The following is a 16,882-nucleotide window of genomic DNA, read 5'->3' as shown; positions in this document are numbered from 1 at the left end:
ATGCGCCTTTGGTTGATCGTCATCCTGACACTTCTGGCGTGTCAGCTTTCCGCCCAGCAGGATTGGCCGCGCGAGCTGATCGATCCCGCCGCTGACACCGATCCCGCCGATCTGCTGTTGCCAATGCCCTGTGGCGCGGCAATGGCGTTCCAGAAGGTCAGCGTACCGCTGGATGCAACCGATCCCCTGGCCGATCGGCGTGTGCGTTTGGGCCAATCGCGTGACCAGACCGGTTATTCCGACTACCTGTTGCCCGCCTATCTGCGCGGGCCATTTCGCGATGACGACGCAGGGACCACATATTACTACATTGCCCGGTACGAACTCACACATGGTCAGTATCGGGTCCTGAATGGGGATTGTGCAGCGCCAACACGGGCGGACCGGCTGGCGCAAGGTGGGCTTGGCTGGTTTGACGCGGTGACCCTGACGCAACGATACAACGAATGGCTCCTTAAGAACGCGGTCGGGGCCCTGCCACAGGTCGACGACGTCCCTGCCTTTCTTCGCCTGCCGACCGAGGCCGAATGGGAGTACGCAACGCGTGGTGGCGCTCGGGTGGACGCAACACAGTTTCCGGCGCCGGTGTTCTTTGGCAAAGGTGATCTGCGGGATTTCGCCCGCTTTCAGGCGTCCGGGTCGTCGCGCGGCAAGTTGGGCCCTGTGGGAGTGCGCAACCCCAACCCGCTGGGGCTGTTTGATGTCTATGGCAATGCCGAGGAACTCATGCTCGAGCCGTTTCGGCTGAACGCGATAGGCCGTTCCGGCGGGCAGGTCGGGGGCATCGTGACGCGGGGCGGTTCAGTCCTCTCGACGGCCGATCAGATTTACAGCGCTCAGCGGACCGAATACCCGCCCTATGATGCTGCCAAAGGCACACCGCTGCGGGCCGAGACGTTTGGAGTGCGCCTCGTCCTTGCCGCACCGATCACAACGAGCGACCAGCGGCTGAACCAGATACGCGAACGATGGATGGATTTGGCCAATGCCGACCAGACTGGCGCGACCGTGGATCCGGTTGCCCGGATCACCACGCTGATCGAGGCCGAAATCGACCCAAGGCGCAGGGACGAGCTTGATAATCTGAAGCTTGAATTCCGCCGTGCCCGCGACCGCGCGCAGACCGCGCTCCAGCAATCCGCGCGCGCGACACTTCTGGCGGGCGCTGTCTTCGTGGATTCTCTGGACGAGAATGCCGCGGATATCGAGAACAAGGCGGGCAATATCCGATTGCTTATCGATTTGCAGCGCGCCGGAGAAAACAGCGCGGTCTATGGGCGGCAGGTCGAAAAGCACGTGGCCGAGATCAAACAGATGCGGCATGTACAATCGACCTATCTGCTGTCCTTTCGTGCGGCTTTGGAAACACTGACGACAGATATCGGCGCCACCGATCGCGAGGCCGCCTATAACGTGTTGCGCGAAGAACTGTCCTTGTCCGGACGCGACAAAACCCTGCGTACGCTTGATCGTTTCTGGGAAGATTTAGCCGTCTATGATGCTCGTCCCGACATCAACCCCACACAATTGCTCAAGGTCGCACTCGATTGACCAGCCTTTGGCAGCTATGCGCCGATTCCCTTCACAATGCTGCCAGATCCGTGCCGGAACGGTGGCATTTCGGGTGGGTGATCTTGACAACAAGGGCGATGGGTGGTCCGCTGTTCGGGTAAGAATTGGTATTTCAACCGCATAAGGCTGTTGGTTGGCACGAGGCCCGTGTCTTGCCACGCCTTTTCTAGCGTGAGGTTTTTAGATATGTTCACCAAGAGATTGTTTACATCACTGGTCGCGGCCAGCCTGATTGCCGTGCCGGCGCAACGTGCCGTCGCCGGCGACGCCGCCGCGTTGCTGGGCGGTGCATTGCTGGGCGGCATCATCGTCAACGAAGTGCACAAGAACAAGCAGCGCCAGCGCACGACCACCCGAAGAACCACGCGTACTTATAGCAGCGGCATTTCATCGGCACAGCGCGCCGAGAATCGTCAGGTTCAGACGGCTCTCAATTATTTTGGATATCACGTCGGGTCCGTAGACGGATCGCTCGGTCGCAAGAGCCGCTCCGGAATTTCCCGCTACCAGGCGGATATGGGTTTCCAGCCGGATGGCTACATGGATACCTACGAGAAAGACTTCCTTCTGGGCAGCTATCAGCGTTCGCTGGCGAGTTCTTCGGTGCCGCCTTACAACCAAATCGTTGCGACGCAAGGCTATGGCGGCCTGTTGCGGACCTACCGCAACGAACAGCTGGGTATCCAGACGCCAAATCCGAATATCCAGAGCGCCGCCGTTCAAGCGCCGGCCCCCGTTCCGGTTGCGCCCGCGCCGGTGCCTGTTGCGGCTCCGGCTCCCACACCGGCCCCTGCGCCGGTGCCAACGCAGCCTGAGCCGGTGACGGCGCGTGCAGATACCGGAGCCTTGCCCGATTTCACTTTTGGTCAGGTGCCAAAATCTGTGAATGAATATTGCAATGAAATCAATGTTCTGACTGCGGCAAATGGTGGAATTACAACGGCAGGTCGGGTGACGGACGCCGAGTTTGCGCTGAACGAACAATTCTGCCTGGCACGAACCCATGCCATGGCCGAAAGCACGTCGATTGTGTCAACGATTCCGAACATGACCGACGCGCAGATCGCGCAGCAATGCGAAGGCCTGTCACAGGCGATCGCACCGCATATGGTTGCACTTGAAACTGCGCGTCCTGACAAGGTGATCGGGGATACCGCAGGCTTCCTGCAAGGTTCCGGCCGCCCGATGGACCAGTTGGTCTCCGGGGGTAAGGTATGTCTGGGTGTCGGTTATCGCACCGACAACGCGTCGATGGCGCTTGCCTCGGCGGTGTTGCTCGCATCCTCAGGCCAGCTTGGCTATGGTGAAATGGTCAGCCACCACATGCGGGAAGGGTTCGGCACGGCCAAGGCATCGCCACAACAATCCGGTGCATGGATGAACCTGGCAATGGATTCGCTCGCCGGCGGCGGCACGACTGTATTGGGCCAGTCCTCTGACCGTGTTGCCGTTCTCAAAGAGGCGATGCAGGGCGGAAGCTCTGCTGCGAACTCGGCAGCGGCGCTTCCTGTCTTTGCGGCTCCTTCGAACAACTGAGTTTTGCCAGATCTGCCCAGTGCTGTCCGAGTTGCGGACGGCGTATGACAGAGACTAGCGTAACAAGCCATCAAAGCCAATTTTGAGACCCCGGCAAGCCACTGTTTGCCGGGTTTTTTTGTGCGTTGCGGAACGGGTGTCGTTGCCTGTGTCAGACCTTCTTCTTGAGTATTTCCTTGCGCTTCTTTTCGTATTCGGCCTGAGAAATTGCACCGGCATCCAAAGCGGCCTTGAGGTCGGTCAATTCCTGTCCGGTGGTTGCCGTTGTCATGTGCGTCGTGTTGCGCGCGCCGCCGCCGCCACAGGCCGAAACCGCGACGAGTGACAGAATGAGAAAGCCGCCGATAGCGATGCGTTTCATAATGGTTCCTTGCTGCTCTTCAAGTTATCTCACATGAGTTTAGCCGGCCATTTACATCGACAAGGTTAAGCCGTGGTGCATCTTCAGCAAAAAAATCGCCGTCACGCACACGCCATGGGGACTGGTGTTATAAGGCAAGACCCGTCAGCCTGTACCAAGTCCAGATTTCGGAGACCAGGCATGATCATCGTTCACCATCTCAACAATTCGCGTTCCCAACGCATTCTCTGGCTGCTCGAGGAACTTGGGCTTGAGTATGATCTCAAGACCTACCAGCGCGATCCGGAAACCAACCTTGCGCCGCCGGAGCTGCTGAAGATTCATCAACTTGGAAAGTCCCCGATGATCGAGGATGACGGACGTTTGATCACCGAGAGCGGAGCGATCGTCGAATACATCTGTTCGCGCTACGGGGCGCAGATGGTGCCCTCCGCAGACAGCGACGATTGGATTACCCATCAGGAGTTGATGCATTTCGCCGAAGGGTCCGCGATGACGCCCATTCTGCTGGCCTTGTATGTTGGCAAGCTGGGGGCGGCAGGGGCTCCGCTTGGGCCCAGGATTGAACAGCAATTGGATACACATTTCAACTACATGGAGGCCGTTCTTCGTCCATCCGGTCATTTCGTGCTTGATGATCTGTCAGCCGTCGACATCATGATGAGTTTTCCCGCCGAAGTCGCGGTGCGTCAAGGACGCGGTGATGCGCATCCCAAGTTGGCTGATTTTGTCGAGCGCATCCATGCACGCCCCGGATTCGTCCGGGCGCTGGAGCGGGGCGGAAGCTACGCTTTTGCGTGAATGCAGCCTGCGCCGGATTGGGTCCGTGCTGCACGTATGGCTAGGCTCGAAACGCTCTAGCCGCCCTTCAGACGCTGCATCAGGAAAACCTCACTATCCGGTTGCACCGGCTCTGTCAGGCTGCTTGCAATGACGCGCCCATCGACCGCGACTGATACGCCAGCGTCAATGGCCTCCTGAAGTCCGGGATGCGCTTTGACGAGGCCCTCGAGGACCTCGCCAACTGTTTTCGCCTCGACCTCGACCTTGTCGTTGCCATCGGCAAGCGCGCGCAGACCGGACCAGAGGTTGACCTCAACCATCGCGCTGCTTTTCCAGCGCGGCGAGAATGCGGGGCGGTGACATCGGCAGTTCACACAGCCGCACGCCCGCCGCCGCAGAGACCGCGTTGGCAATGGCCGCAAGTGGCGGGCAGATCGAGGTTTCGCCGACGCCACGCACGCCATAGGGATGTCCCGGATTGGGGACCTCGACGATCACGGTGTCAATCATCGGCAAGTCGCTGGCGACAGGAATCCGGTAGTCAAGGAACACGGCGTTCTGCAGACGCCCGTCCTCGCCATAGATGTATTCCTCATTCAGCGCCCAGCCGATGCCCTGTGCCGCACCGCCCTGGTACTGGCCTTCAACATAGGTGGGGTGGATCGCCTTGCCCGCATCCTGCACCACGGTATAGCGCACCACGCTGGTCTTGCCGGTTTCCGGATCGACCTCGGCATCGACGATGTGGGTGGCAAAGCTGACCCCGGCACCTTCGGGCGTGGCCTCGAAATGGCCGACGATGGGGCCACCGGTCGCGCCCATGCGCTTGGTGATCTCGGCAATGGGCAGCGGGTCGAAATCTCCGGCATTGGGACCAGAGGGCACGGCACACCCGTTTTCCCATTTCACCGCGTCTTCGGGGATGCCCCATTTGGCGGCCGCGCGGCCGCAGAGCCTTTTTACAGCATCGCGCGCCGCCTCGATGGTGGCGAGACCGCTGGCATAGGTGACGCGGCTGCCGTGGCTGACCTCGTTGTAGCCAAGCGTCGCAGTGTCGGCGATGGTCACGCGGACGTTGTCATAGGGAATGCCAAGCTCTTCTGCCGCCATCAGCGCCATGGATGCGCGGCTGCCGCCGATGTCCGGGGTGCCGACCGCGAGCTGGGCGGTGCCATCTTCGGAAAGAGCGAGGGTCACGGCGGTTTCTCCGCCATGATTGAACCAGAAGCCACAGGAAATCCCACGGCCCTGACCGGCTTTAAGCGACGCGGTGTAGTGCGGGTGCGATTTCGCGGCCTCGAGCGTTTCGACCAGCCCGATCCGATCGAACATCGGCCCAAAGCTGGCTTTGGTGCCCTTCTTTGAGGCGTTCTTCAACCGGGTTTCGATCGGGTCGAGATCGAGTTGGTTGCAGAGTTCGTCGATCACTGATTCCACCGCAAAGGCCGCCATCGGCGAGCCGGGCGCGCGGTAGGCCGCCTGTTTCGGCCGGTTGGCGATCACGTCATAGCCGACCTGATGCACGTTCTTCAGCGCATAGGGGGCAAAGGCGCACATGGCCGTGAATTCCATCGGCGCGCCGGGAAAGGCCCCGCCTTGCAGGCGGAAGGTGCCTTCTGCGGCGGTGATGATACCATCCTTCTTCATGCCGATCTTGATATCCATCGACGTGGACGAGGTTGGCCCGGTGGCGCGGAACACCTCGGACCGGGTCATGACCAGCTTGACGGGTTTATTGGTCTTGCGGGCCAGCGCCAGCGCCACGGGTTCGATGAACACGGCGGTCTTGCCGCCAAAACCGCCACCGATTTCAGACGCCGTGACACGCAGGTTGGCGGTTTCCAGACCCAGCAGGGCGGCGCAGATTTTCTGCACATTCCAATGGCCCTGGGTGCAGCACCACAATTCGCCCTTGCCATCACCACCCAGCGTCGCGAGACAGGCGTGAGGTTCGATGTAGCCCTGATGGGTGGCCTCGGTCTTGAAATGATCCTTGATCACCAGATCGGCCTCGGCAAACCCGGCCTCGACATCGCCGTGACCACTCTCGTGATAGCGCACCACGTTGGGGTGCAAACCCTCGGGCACGGATTTGTCGGCGGCACCGGCACGGATCACCGGGGCGTCATCGGCCATTGCCTTGTCAACGTCGGTGACGTGGGGCAGGGCCTCGTATTCGACCTCGATCAGCCTGGCGGCGTCCCGCGCGATCAGGGCGCTCGTGGCGGCAACGGCGGCGACGGCGTGGCCGTCATAGAGCGCGGTGTCGCCCGCCATCACGTTTTCAAGGATGTTCCAGTTCTCTCCGGTCAGCCCGGTCGCGAAATCGCTGCGGGTGACGACACCTTTGACCCCGGCCAGTGCCGTGGCCTTCGAGGTGTCGATGTTCTTGATCCGGGCATGCGCGTGTGGACTGCGCACGATGGTCGCAAAGAGCATGCCGGGCGCGGTGGCGTCGGCACCAAAGCGTGCACGCCCGGTCACCTTGTCTATGCCATCGGGGCGGTTCGGACGTGTGCCGACCTGCGTGAAACCATTGGTTTTCTGAGCATCAAGTGCCATTACGACGCCTCCCGCATGTCTGCTGCCGTGTCCATCACGGCGCGAATGATCTTATCATAGCCAGTGCAGCGGCAGAGATTTCCCGCCAGCCAATAGCGCACTTCGGTTTCCGTGGGATTCGGGTTCTTTTTCAGCAACGCCTCGGTCGCGACCAGGATGCCGGGTGTACAGATGCCGCATTGAAGGGCGGCATACTCGATGAATTTCTGTTGCAACGGGTGCAGCTCTTCGCCGGTGGCCATGCCTTCGATGGTGGTGATGTCGTGGCCTTCCGCCTCCGCCCCGAGCACGAGGCAGGAACACACCAGCCGTCCGTCGAGCGTGACCGAACAGGCGCCGCAATCGCCGGTGCCGCAGCCTTCCTTGGCCCCGGTAAGACCGAGACGGTCGCGCAGCACATCCAGCAGGGTCTCGCGTGGATCACACAGGTATTCGACCTGATCGCCGTTGATGGTCGTGGTAACGTGTATCTTGCTCATGGTTCAGCTGTCCTTTTCGCCCTGGGCGCGGGCGTAGGCGATTTTCGCGGCGCGTTGGGCCAGCACGCCAGCCACATGGGTGCGGAACTTGACGGTGCCGCGTTTGTCATCAATCGGGGAACAGGCCGCGCTGGCCGCGGCTGCGAGGGCGGCCAGAGCCGCGTCGTCAAGCGTGGTGCCGATGATCGCCTCTGCGGCCTCGGGCACCAGCCGCACCGTGGGAGCAACCGCACCAAGCGCGACACGTGCCTCGGTGATCGTTTCTCCGTCAAGACGCAGGTTGATACCGCAGCCGACGACCGCAATATCCATTTCCGTGCGGGGGATGAACCGCAGATAGGCATCTCCGCCCTGTGATGCGCGCGGTGGCAGATGCACGGCGGTGATCATTTCGCCGGTGCCGAGACTGGTCTTGCCGGGACCGGTGGGGATGTCTTCGACCGCGACCTGACGCGTGCCGCCCGGGCCGGTCACGGTGACGCTGGCCCCGGCCGCGACCATGGCAGGCACCGCGTCGGCGGCGGGCGAGGCGTTGCAGAGATTGCCGACCATGGTGCACCGCCCCTGGATCTGGGTCGATCCGATCAGGTCGGTGGCCTCGACAACGCCGGGCCAGTCGCTGCCTAGATTGGGGTGTTCGCTCATTTCGGCGCCGGAGACGGCGATGCCAATCTGCCAGCCGCCATCGGACATGCGGGTGATGTCCTGGACGCCGCTGATCCCCTTGATGTTGATCAGGGTGTCAGGCGTCAGGATGTCGGCGCGCATCTGCACGAGCACGTCGGTTCCGCCCGCGAGAAAGCGCGTGGTGCCCGAGGCCTCTGCTGCGATCGCAATGGCGTCATCAAAACTGGTCGGAGTGTGGTAGTGCATGTGTCGGGCTCCCGCTGGACTTGCCACGCAACTGTTTCAGATCATGCAGCCAACGGCAACACCTGCCAGACTGTTTGCATCGCTGTTCGGGCTGCGCATAGGATCGGGAAAATTTAAAGGGGCAGGGTGATGACGGAAATGAACGGTGCAGAGAGTCTGGTGCGGTCCCTGATCGCAAGCGAGGTGGATACCTGTTTCACCAATCCGGGCACCTCAGAGATGCATTTTGTGGCGGCGCTGGACCAGGTGCCGGGCATGCGATCGGTTCTGGCGCTGTTTGAAGGTGTCGCGACCGGTGCGGCGGACGGGTTTTACCGGATGGCGGGGCGCCCGGCCTGTACGCTGCTGCATCTGGGGCCAGGGCTGGCAAACGGGCTTGCCAATCTGCATAACGCGAAAAAGGCCGGGTCCGGCGTGGTCAACATCGTCGGCGAACACGCGGCGAGCCATATCGAACTGGATGCGCCGCTGACCTCCGACATCGCGGGTATCGCACGCCCGGTCTCCCACTGGGTTCATGCGTCTGCGAGTGCCGCCGATGTCGGGGCGGATGCCGCACGCGCGGTCCAGGCCGCACGGACGCCGCCGGGGCAAGTCGCGACATTGATTCTGCCAAGTGATACGGCCTGGACGACAGGCGGGCAGGTGGCCGAACCCTGCGCTGTGCCCGAGCGCGGACATCTGGATACGACAGCGCTGGATCAGGCGATTGCCGCGTTGAAAGGGTCCGACAGCCTGCTGTTGCTGGGCGGCGGGGCACTGAGCGATGCAGCGCTGGATGCAGCCGGGCGGATCGCGGCGCAGACCGGATGTGCCTTGCTGTCGGAATGGTCCAACGCCCGGATGGAACGCGGCGCGGGCCGGGTCGCGGTTGGCAAGGTGCCTTACCCGATTGATCTGGCTCTGGACGCGCTCGGCGGGTACCGGCGTATCGTCTTGGTGGGCGCGCGCGCGCCGATCGGGTTCTTTGCCTATCCGGGCAAGCCAGCGGTTTTGACCCGCGACGATGCCGATATCATACCGCTCGCGGGCGCCGGCGATGATCTGGTCGGCACGCTAGAGGCGCTGTCGGACGCAGTTGGGGCGGCGGAACGGCTACCCGCCGGCATTGGAGCGCGACAGGACATCGGATTGCCGCAAGGCCCAGCCACCTCCGAAGCGATTGCCGCGGTATTGGCCCGTACGATTCCGGAAAACGGTATCGTGGTGGATGAATCGGTGACTACCGGTCGCGCTTTTTTCGGTCCAACGACAGGCGCATCGCCACACACATGGCTAAACAATTGCGGCGGGTCTATTGGCTACGGACTACCTGTGGCGATCGGGGCGGCGATTGCCTGTCCGGACCGCAAGGTTCTGGCGCTGATCGGCGATGGCAGCGCGATGTACACACCGCAGGCGCTGTGGACAATGGCCCGCGAGCAACTGGACGTGACCATCGTGATCTTTGCCAATCGCAGCTACCAGATCCTGCGCGGCGAGTTGACCAATGTGGGGGTGCAGAACCCGGGTCCGCGCGCGGTTGACATGTTGTCCCTGAACCGGCCTGATCTGGGTTGGATCGAGATGGCGCGCGGCATGGGGGTTGATGGGTGCCGCGCCGAGGATGCGCCGGGGCTGGAAGCGGCGATCAAGGCAGGCTTGTCCGTTTCCGGACCATATCTGATCGAACTGGCCTGCTGAGCGTCTGCCCGGTTGCGCCGCAATAAGGAGAAAACGAGATGGAAATATTTCCTGCGGGTAACCGCCCGTCACGGCGTGCCAGTTCGGACTGGTTCACCGGAACCGTCTGGCAAGACCCGATCGTCGAAGCGCCTGATCCGGCGCGGCTGCGTGCATTGCGGGTGAGTTTTGAACCTTCGGCGCGCACGGCCTGGCACACGCACCCGCTGGGCCAGACGTTGTATGTGACGGAGGGCGTCGGTCTGGTTGGCCTGCGGGGACAAGCGCCGCGTGTGATCCGCGCCGGAGACACGGTGTGGATACCTCCGCAAGAGGAGCATTGGCATGGCGCGGCACCTGACACCGGTATGGCCCATATTGCAATGCAAGAGGCACGGGACGGGTCGGTCGCCAACTGGCTGGAGCATGTTTGCGAAGACGATTACGGCGCCGCGCCCAAGGCGTGACGCTGTACGGGTCGGCGGCGCGTGGCCCGACGTCGATGCCGTTGGTTGGCGACTTGCCTCAGAACGGGATTTCGTCATCCATGTCGCGCGAGGATGGCGCGCTCTGACCGCCGCCTTGGCCACCACCACCCTGGCCGCCGCCAAAGCGATCGTCCTGCGGGCCGCTGTCATAGCCGCCGCCCTGACCACCGCCGTAGCCGCCGCCCTGACCGCCGCTGCCGCCATCACGACCATCGAGCATGGTCAAGGTACCGCCAAATCCTTGCAGAACAACTTCAGTCGAATAGCGATCCTGACCGGATTGATCCTGCCATTTGCGGGTCTGTAACTGACCTTCAACATAGACCTTACTGCCTTTGCGCAGGTATTGTTCGGCAATGCGAACAAGCCCATCGTTAAAGATGGCAACGGAATGCCATTCGGTACGTTCGCGCCGCTCGCCGGTGTTCTTGTCTTTCCAGTTTTCGCTTGTGGCGATACGCAAATTACACACTTTGCCGCCGTTCTGAAATGTTCGCACTTCGGGATCGCGGCCCAGGTTTCCGATGAGAATGACTTTGTTGACTGAGCCGGCCATGGCGCTTCCTGTTCCTGTAAGTTGTAGACTGCACCCGAATCCTGATGATCCGGTTTGCGCCAGACTATACGTCCGGGACAAATGTTTAAACAATGTAAACGCCACACGGACGCCGATGTCTGGCATTTCCGGATGAATTGGGTATAGTGCGCGCCGAGGAACAGTGAGCAGGAAGTGGGCCGGATGCGCAGGTTGGCGTTGACGATTGCGATCGCGGGCATAGGGCTGGCGCATGCCGCACATGCGGATATGTTCTCGACAAAGAACAAGCGGAACCTGTTTGCCTCGCAGACGCGGGTGCTCGATGGCCGCGCGTCCAAGCAGTACGCAAATTCAGCGCGGCTGAAACCGCCGACGATTCACGCGCCCAGCAAAGGCGGCACACAGTCCTATCGCGGCAAGTACCGGGGCAAGTACCTGAGCATGGCCAAGGAGGCGGCACGTCGGCACAATGTGCCCGAGGAGCTTTTCGCGCGACTGGTGCAACAGGAATCCGGCTGGAATCCGAATGCCCGTTCGCACAAGGGGGCGCTTGGGCTGGCGCAGCTGATGCCGGCGACCGCGCGGGCGCTTGGCGTCGATCCCAAGAATCCCTATGAGAATCTCGATGGCGGTGCACGGTATCTCGCACGGCAATTTCGCGCGTTTGGCTCGTGGCGGCTGGCCTTGGCGGCGTATAACGCCGGGCCGGATGCCGTCAAAAAGCACGGGGGCGTGCCGCCCTACAAGGAAACCAAGAACTACGTGAAGGTGATCTGGGGCAAGGGCTGATCCCTGACCAACCAGCTAGCGGGTTTTCGCCGCAATCCCGGGATGCCGGGAACTTTTTCAGGGCATGGACGTTCTCTCTTCAGCATCTGCCGCAGTGGCGGCGGAGACAGAAAAGGAGATCAAACATGCAAGTTCGTTCAAAATTCTTGATGCTGGGAGCGGCCTCGGTGATGTCGCTCTGCACGGCGCTGAGCGCCACTGCGGAAGATGCAAAGGTCAAGGAGGTGACCGTCGACGTCGCGATCGACGCGAGCGACGATTCCAACGTGCTCGAACTCTATCCGCAATTGCAGAACGATCTGGAAACCGCCGTGATTGAACGCGTGGCAACCGCCGACGATCCGGAGGGCTACATCGTTGACGTGACGCTTCAGGATGTCTCGCTGGACGGCGACTCATTGCTGCCTGACAGTATGGAATTCAACCAGATGGAAGGTGTCGTTGCGGTCACCAGCCCGCAAACCAACGCCACCCCGGTGACCCGCGCGATCAATCTGGTTGCCATGTCAGCCGATGGTTCAGCACCCGAAGGCTATGTGGTCATCGAACCGAGCAAGGCAGATTTCTACTTTGCCCTGATCAACGCTTTCGCGGACGAAGTCGCCGACAACCTGCCGGAATACATGCGTGAGGCAGCGCGCTGACCGAAGTATCTGAGCAAGACTGGAAATGGACTAGCAGGGACGCCCGCGGTTTCGTAAGCGGGCGTCTTTGTGAGCGGATTACTCCGCCGCTATCTGGATCACCGGTTCCATCTCGGCAAGTTTCTCGTCGCTGAGATGGCATTTGACCTGATGATCGCCAGCCAGCACCCGCACCGGGGGCACTTCTTTTTCGCAGAGATTGCCGGGCACTTCGGATTTCCAACGGCAGCGGGTCTGGAACGGGCAACCGCTCGGCGGGTTCATCGCGGACGGAATATCACCTTCCAGCACGATATGCTTCTTCTTCACCGACGTATCGGCAATGGGAACCGCCGAAAGCAGCGCCTCGGTATAGGGGTGATAGGGCGGCGAGAAAACCTGATCGGTGGTGCCCAGTTCGACCACGTGGCCGAGATACATGACCATGACCCGGTCCGACAGGTAGCGCACGATTGAAAGGTCGTGGCTGATGAAGAGCAGCGTGGTCTTTTCCTCGCGCTGGATCTCCATCAAGAGATCGGTGACAGCAGCCTGGACCGACACGTCGAGCGCCGAGACCGGCTCATCCGCGACGACGATGCGCGCGCCCCCGGCAAAGGCGCGCGCGATGCCGACGCGCTGTTTCTGCCCGCCGGAAAGCTGCCGGGGCATGCGTTCCGCAAAGGCGCGCGGGAGTTTCACCAGATCGAGCAGTTCCAGCATCCGCGCCTTGCGCTCGGCCTCGCTGTTGCCGATGCCGAAGATTTCGAGCGCCCGGATGATCTGGCGACCGACGGCCATCGACGGATTCAGCGTGTCAAACGGGTTCTGGAACACCATCTGCACGTCGCTGATGGTCTTGGTGTCTCGCTTTTCGATGGGGATATGTTCGATATTCTTGCCATCGAGCAGGATTTGGCCCTCGGTCGCCGTTTCCAGTCCCATCAGCACCTTGGCAAAGGTGGATTTGCCGCAACCGGATTCACCGACGATGGCGAGAGTTTCGGATTCGCGGGCCTCGAAGCTGAGGGTTTCGTTGGCCTTGACGACCTTCTTGCTGGCTCCGCCGAATATGGCATTTGCCGCAACCTCGTAGTATTTCTTGAGATTGTCCATCTTGAGGACGACTTCGCCGATCTCGCCCTTGACCTTGGTTTCCGCCAGTTCCATCGGCGCGTTCCAGTCGATTTCCTTGAACTTCAGACAGCGGGTGTGGTGGCGATCATTGCCTGGCACCGGCTCCATCATGATGTCGCCCTGATCACAGCGGCCTTCTTCGAAATAGTCGCATCGTGGACCGAAGTTGCACCCCTTGGGCCGCTCGTGGGGCAGGGGGAAATTGCCGGGGATCGCGACCAGTGGGCGGCTGTTCTTGTCGGCACCGGGCAGGGGGATCGAACGGAAGAGCGCCTGAGTATAGGGGTGCTGCATCTCGTCAAACACATCCTCGATGCTGCCGCGTTCGACGGCCTCGCCGGAATACATCACGCAGATCCGGTCGCAGGTTTCCAGTACCAGGCCAAGGTTGTGGCTGATGAACAGCATGGAGGTGCCATATTTGCGACCCAGATCCTTGACCAGTTCGACAATCGCGGCCTCGACCGTGACATCGAGCGCGGTGGTGGGCTCATCAAGGATCAGAAGCGCCGGTTCAGACATCAACGCCATCGCGATCACGATACGCTGTTGCTGACCACCCGAGAGTTGGTGCGGGAAGGAATTCAGGATACGTTTGGGGTCGGGCAGCTTGACGTCCGTCACCACCTGAAGGGCGCGCTCGAAGGCCTCTTTTTCCGATGCGCCCTGATGAATCATCGGCACTTCCATCAGCTGTTTGCCGATCTTCATTGCCGGGTTCAGCGAGGCCATGGGTTCCTGGTAGATCATCGCGATTTCGCTGCCCCGGATGTCGCGCAGTTCCTCTTCGCTCATCTCCGACAGATCGCGCCCCTTGAACTTGATCGAGCCGCCGACGACGCGCCCGTTTTTGCCGAGATCCTGCATCACCCCCAAGGCCACGGTGGATTTCCCACAGCCGGATTCACCGACAAGGCCAACCGCCTCACCGGGTCTGACGGTGACCGAGAAGTCCATGACCGCCGGGATTTCCCGCAACCGGGTGAAGAACGAGATCGACAGCTTGTCGATTTCAAGGATCGGTCCGTCGTAATCCAGTTTTGCCATGTCGTGTCCCCTGTTGCGGGTTGTTAGGAAAATGAGTGCCTTGCGGCACATTCTTGTTTCTTGTTTGTCGCCCATTGGTTGAGTGGGCGCCAACAATCGTCAGTGTGCGGCGCCTGCAAAAGACTGCGTCTTTCGCGCTGCGCCACCGCGCGTCAGAACATCCTCAATCCTTGAGGCTCTCCTCACGCAGTCCGTCTGCCAGCAGGTTAAGACCTAACACCAAAGAGAGCAGTGCAAACGCCGGAGGCAGGGCGGGGTGCAGGTAGATCGACAAGAGTTTGCGCCCTTCGTTGATTGTGCTGCCCCAGTCCGGGCTTTCGGGTGGCAGGCCGAGGCCAAAGAACCCGAGGGTGCCGAGCAGGATGGTGGTGTAGCCGATGCGCAGACAGAAATCGACGATCAGCGGGCCGCGCGCATTGGGCAGGATCTCCCACAACATGATGTACCACGGTCCTTCGCCACGTGTCTGCGCGGCAGCCACGTAGTCGCGGGTCTTGATGTCCATGGAAAGCCCGCGCACGATGCGGAACACCGTGGGTGAGTTCACGAAGACCACAGACACGAACACCACGAGAATGCCGCCTGGAATGTCGAAGATGTCAAGCACGCCGGGCAGGATAGAAACCTTGGTGCCGACCTCGGAGATCAGCGACAGGTAAAGCCAGAGCATCACGCCCAGCACGCCGATGAGGAGCGGGGTCCGGAAATTTGGCTGCGTGTAGTAGCGCGAGTTCAGAAGGACGCCGACAAAGACGATGGGAAAGACAAAGAGTACCGTCGCCATGTAGTTGGGCACGCCGGTCGCCACGATTTCCGGTGTGACCAGCAGGTAGAAGAGCAGGATCACCGGGAAGGCGAGGATGAGGTTGGCAAGAAACGACAGCAATGTGTCGAGCCGCCCGCCGTAGTATCCCGCCGGCAGGCCCAGCGTGATGCCGACCATGAAGGCGAACAGCGTCGCAAGCGGCGCGATCTGCACCACGACCCACGCCCCGCTGACCATGCGGCTGAACACGTCGCGCGCAAGGTTGTCGCCGCCGAGCAGGTACCACCCATACTGGCCCTCTTCGGGCGAGGCGAGCGGCGTACCGGGCACCTTGTTCTTCATACCGGAAATCTGTGCCAGCGGATCATGGGTCACGATCAGGTCGAGCGCGCCGAAGATACCGGTAAAAACCCAGAACATCACCAGGGCAAACCCGATCATGCCGATCGGACTGTCAAAGAGTTTGCCGTAAAGACCCAGCCTGCGCTTGAAGGCCACCGACACGGCAAACAGGATGATGAGCGCGATCCACACCGAGGTGAACTGATAGAGGACGCGGATGATGATATCGAATGTGCCGAGAGGTTCCATATTCTCTGCCCTCCCTTAAGATATGCGGATGCGCGGGTTGAGGTACACATAGCCGATATCCGATATCAGCTGGGTCACCAGAACCACGATCACAGAAACCACCGACACCGCGAGCAGCAGTTCGATGTCGTTGTTGCCCGCCGCCTGCACCAGCACCCAGCCAAAACCCTTGTAGTTGAACAGGGTCTCGACGATGACCACGCCGTTCAGAAGCCACGGGAATTGCAACATGATCACCGTGAACGGTGCAATCAGGGCGTTGCGCAGAGCGTGTTTCATCACGATGTTGGAGAATTTCACGCCCTTGAGCCGCGCGGTCCGGATGTATTGTGCTGTCATCACTTCAGTCATGCTCGCCCGTGTCATCCGCGCGATATAGCCCATGCCGTAAAGCGATATGGTCAGGACCGGTAGAAAGAAGTTTTCGAAATTGGCGCTCTCCATCGCCGAGGTGGCGGTGCCTTTGAACCATTTCAGGCCAACGGCGGAAGAGGCGAACACCGCGATGAAGATGACGCCGGAGACATACTCAGGCGTTGCCGTGGTGATGATCGAGAAGGTCGAAAGCGTGCGGTCGGTGGCGGACCCTTCGCGCATACCGGCGAGCACTCCGACGAGCAGGGCGGAGGGGATCATCAGCACCAGAACCCAGAACATCAACTTGCCCGTAAGACCGAGCCGCGTGGCGATGATGCCCGAGACCTCGTCCTTGAACACGGTGGAATACCCCCAGTCTCCCTGAAGGATGCCACAGAACGTTCTGGCGTCCGCGGCCTCATCCACCGTGGCGGTTCCCCGTATGCAGCGGCCAGTGATGCCGTCCTCGGTTTCAAGCGTCCAGCCGGGCAGAACACCCAGCCATTGACCATATTTGACGGGCAGGGGTTGCAAATATCCTTCCTTGGTCAGCCAGCTTGTGACCGCCTCGTCCGACATGCGGAAATTGCCCTGAGTCTTTGCGAGCTTTTCGAGGTTCGGGTAGAGATTGGTCAGAAAAAACACGATGAATGTGAGGCAAATCGCCGTTATTATCATCACGCCCGTTCTGCGCAGAATGAATAGTCCCATGATGTCC

16 protein-coding genes are annotated in these 16,882 nt (G+C 61.0%); 7 read left to right on the top strand and 9 right to left on the bottom strand.

The features are described 5' to 3' along the window. Positions 1–1,551, top strand: coding sequence for a formylglycine-generating enzyme family protein (locus tag QO231_RS05845; protein WP_316774218.1), 1,551 nt, complete (start codon positions 1–3; stop codon positions 1,549–1,551). Positions 1,552–1,758: 207 nt separating this feature from the next. Then, positions 1,759–3,108 (top strand): peptidoglycan-binding domain-containing protein, encoded by a 1,350-nt coding sequence (locus tag QO231_RS05840; protein ID WP_316774217.1) that lies wholly within the window; start codon positions 1,759–1,761, stop codon positions 3,106–3,108. Positions 3,109–3,259: 151 nt separating this feature from the next. Here the strand turns inward: QO231_RS05840 and QO231_RS05835 are convergent, their stop codons facing one another. Further along, positions 3,260–3,469, bottom strand: coding sequence for an SHOCT domain-containing protein (locus QO231_RS05835; protein WP_316774216.1), 210 nt, complete (start codon positions 3,467–3,469; stop codon positions 3,260–3,262). Between the two features lie 180 nt (positions 3,470–3,649). Here QO231_RS05835 and QO231_RS05830 point away from each other — a divergent pair, with 180 nt between their 5' ends. After that, entirely contained in the window at positions 3,650–4,270 is a 621-nt protein-coding gene (locus QO231_RS05830) for a glutathione S-transferase family protein (RefSeq protein ID WP_316774214.1), read from the top strand. Between the two features lie 56 nt (positions 4,271–4,326). Here QO231_RS05830 and QO231_RS05825 read toward each other — a convergent pair whose 3' ends face one another. From QO231_RS05825 to QO231_RS05810, 4 genes are read right to left on the bottom strand one after another with little or no spacing between them, the layout of a single operon-like run. Next, a complete protein-coding gene (locus QO231_RS05825) occupies positions 4,327–4,572 on the bottom strand; it encodes a MoaD/ThiS family protein (protein WP_316774212.1) in 246 nt (81 codons plus the stop codon). Continuing rightward, positions 4,565–6,814 carry a xanthine dehydrogenase family protein molybdopterin-binding subunit gene (locus tag QO231_RS05820; RefSeq protein WP_316774210.1) on the bottom strand — a complete coding sequence of 750 codons (2,250 nt, stop codon included), beginning with the start codon at positions 6,812–6,814 and terminating at the stop codon, positions 4,565–4,567. Before QO231_RS05820 ends, QO231_RS05825 begins: the two co-directional genes overlap by 8 nt. Then, positions 6,814–7,293, bottom strand: coding sequence for a (2Fe-2S)-binding protein (locus QO231_RS05815; protein ID WP_316774208.1), 480 nt, complete (start codon positions 7,291–7,293; stop codon positions 6,814–6,816). Before QO231_RS05815 ends, QO231_RS05820 begins: the two co-directional genes overlap by 1 nt. Before the next feature lie 3 nt (positions 7,294–7,296). Continuing rightward, on the bottom strand, positions 7,297–8,166 hold the full coding sequence (locus QO231_RS05810) for an FAD binding domain-containing protein (protein ID WP_316774206.1): 870 nt from the start codon (positions 8,164–8,166) through the stop codon (positions 7,297–7,299). A 138-nt stretch (positions 8,167–8,304) separates the two neighbouring features. Between QO231_RS05810 and QO231_RS05805 the strand changes: the two genes are divergently transcribed. Both QO231_RS05805 and QO231_RS05800 read left to right on the top strand, forming a co-directional pair. Continuing rightward, the gene (locus tag QO231_RS05805; RefSeq protein WP_449421104.1) at positions 8,305–9,849 is read left to right on the top strand and encodes an acetolactate synthase large subunit; all 1,545 of its coding nucleotides are present in this window, start codon (positions 8,305–8,307) and stop codon (positions 9,847–9,849) included. 38 nt (positions 9,850–9,887) lie between these two features. Then, positions 9,888–10,295 (top strand): (R)-mandelonitrile lyase, encoded by a 408-nt coding sequence (locus QO231_RS05800; RefSeq protein ID WP_316774201.1) that lies wholly within the window; start codon positions 9,888–9,890, stop codon positions 10,293–10,295. 58 nt (positions 10,296–10,353) lie between these two features. On the opposite strand, the gene ssb is transcribed toward QO231_RS05800, so the two are convergent. Then, positions 10,354–10,872: a single-stranded DNA-binding protein gene (gene ssb, locus QO231_RS05795; RefSeq protein WP_316774573.1), complete on the bottom strand. Its 519-nt coding sequence runs from the start codon at positions 10,870–10,872 to the stop codon at positions 10,354–10,356. Positions 10,873–11,055: 183 nt separating this feature from the next. On the opposite strand from ssb, the gene QO231_RS05790 reads away from it, so the two are divergent. Both QO231_RS05790 and QO231_RS05785 read left to right on the top strand, forming a co-directional pair. After that, positions 11,056–11,643, top strand: coding sequence for a lytic transglycosylase domain-containing protein (locus QO231_RS05790; protein ID WP_316774199.1), 588 nt, complete (start codon positions 11,056–11,058; stop codon positions 11,641–11,643). 125 nt (positions 11,644–11,768) lie between these two features. After that, positions 11,769–12,287, top strand: coding sequence for a hypothetical protein (locus QO231_RS05785; RefSeq protein WP_316774197.1), 519 nt, complete (start codon positions 11,769–11,771; stop codon positions 12,285–12,287). A gap of 78 nt (positions 12,288–12,365) precedes the next feature. On the opposite strand, the gene QO231_RS05780 is transcribed toward QO231_RS05785, so the two are convergent. The 3 genes from QO231_RS05780 to QO231_RS05770 form a co-directional block, all read right to left on the bottom strand. Then, entirely contained in the window at positions 12,366–14,450 is a 2,085-nt protein-coding gene (locus QO231_RS05780; RefSeq protein ID WP_316774195.1) for an ABC transporter ATP-binding protein, read from the bottom strand. Between the two features lie 163 nt (positions 14,451–14,613). Beyond that, positions 14,614–15,807: an ABC transporter permease gene (locus tag QO231_RS05775; RefSeq protein ID WP_316774193.1), complete on the bottom strand. Its 1,194-nt coding sequence runs from the start codon at positions 15,805–15,807 to the stop codon at positions 14,614–14,616. A gap of 15 nt (positions 15,808–15,822) precedes the next feature. Continuing rightward, positions 15,823–16,875 carry an ABC transporter permease gene (locus QO231_RS05770; protein ID WP_316774191.1) on the bottom strand — a complete coding sequence of 351 codons (1,053 nt, stop codon included), beginning with the start codon at positions 16,873–16,875 and terminating at the stop codon, positions 15,823–15,825. Positions 16,876–16,882: the final 7 nt, after the last annotated feature.

It is taken from the genome of Sedimentitalea todarodis, assembly GCF_032595355.1.
Taxonomy (GTDB): domain Bacteria; phylum Pseudomonadota; class Alphaproteobacteria; order Rhodobacterales; family Rhodobacteraceae; genus Sedimentitalea; species Sedimentitalea todarodis.
This window is presented reverse-complemented; position numbering and strand designations above follow the sequence as displayed.

Excerpts from the sequence above, each read along its gene's own strand:
- QO231_RS05845 (WP_316774218.1), top strand. The coding sequence starts at position 1 with ATGCGCCTTTGGTTGATCGTCATCCTGACACTTCTGGCGTGTCAGCTT.
- QO231_RS05840 (WP_316774217.1), top strand. The coding sequence starts at position 1,759 with ATGTTCACCAAGAGATTGTTTACATCACTGGTCGCGGCCAGCCTGATT.
- QO231_RS05835 (WP_316774216.1), bottom strand. The coding sequence starts at position 3,469 with ATGAAACGCATCGCTATCGGCGGCTTTCTCATTCTGTCACTCGTCGCG.
- QO231_RS05830 (WP_316774214.1), top strand. The coding sequence starts at position 3,650 with ATGATCATCGTTCACCATCTCAACAATTCGCGTTCCCAACGCATTCTC.
- QO231_RS05825 (WP_316774212.1), bottom strand. The coding sequence starts at position 4,572 with ATGGTTGAGGTCAACCTCTGGTCCGGTCTGCGCGCGCTTGCCGATGGC.
- QO231_RS05820 (WP_316774210.1), bottom strand. The coding sequence starts at position 6,814 with ATGGCACTTGATGCTCAGAAAACCAATGGTTTCACGCAGGTCGGCACA.
- QO231_RS05815 (WP_316774208.1), bottom strand. The coding sequence starts at position 7,293 with ATGAGCAAGATACACGTTACCACGACCATCAACGGCGATCAGGTCGAA.
- QO231_RS05810 (WP_316774206.1), bottom strand. The coding sequence starts at position 8,166 with ATGCACTACCACACTCCGACCAGTTTTGATGACGCCATTGCGATCGCA.
- QO231_RS05805 (WP_449421104.1), top strand. The coding sequence starts at position 8,305 with ATGAACGGTGCAGAGAGTCTGGTGCGGTCCCTGATCGCAAGCGAGGTG.
- QO231_RS05800 (WP_316774201.1), top strand. The coding sequence starts at position 9,888 with ATGGAAATATTTCCTGCGGGTAACCGCCCGTCACGGCGTGCCAGTTCG.
- ssb (WP_316774573.1), bottom strand. The coding sequence starts at position 10,872 with ATGGCCGGCTCAGTCAACAAAGTCATTCTCATCGGAAACCTGGGCCGC.
- QO231_RS05790 (WP_316774199.1), top strand. The coding sequence starts at position 11,056 with ATGCGCAGGTTGGCGTTGACGATTGCGATCGCGGGCATAGGGCTGGCG.
- QO231_RS05785 (WP_316774197.1), top strand. The coding sequence starts at position 11,769 with ATGCAAGTTCGTTCAAAATTCTTGATGCTGGGAGCGGCCTCGGTGATG.
- QO231_RS05780 (WP_316774195.1), bottom strand. The coding sequence starts at position 14,450 with ATGGCAAAACTGGATTACGACGGACCGATCCTTGAAATCGACAAGCTG.
- QO231_RS05775 (WP_316774193.1), bottom strand. The coding sequence starts at position 15,807 with ATGGAACCTCTCGGCACATTCGATATCATCATCCGCGTCCTCTATCAG.
- QO231_RS05770 (WP_316774191.1), bottom strand. The coding sequence starts at position 16,875 with ATGGGACTATTCATTCTGCGCAGAACGGGCGTGATGATAATAACGGCG.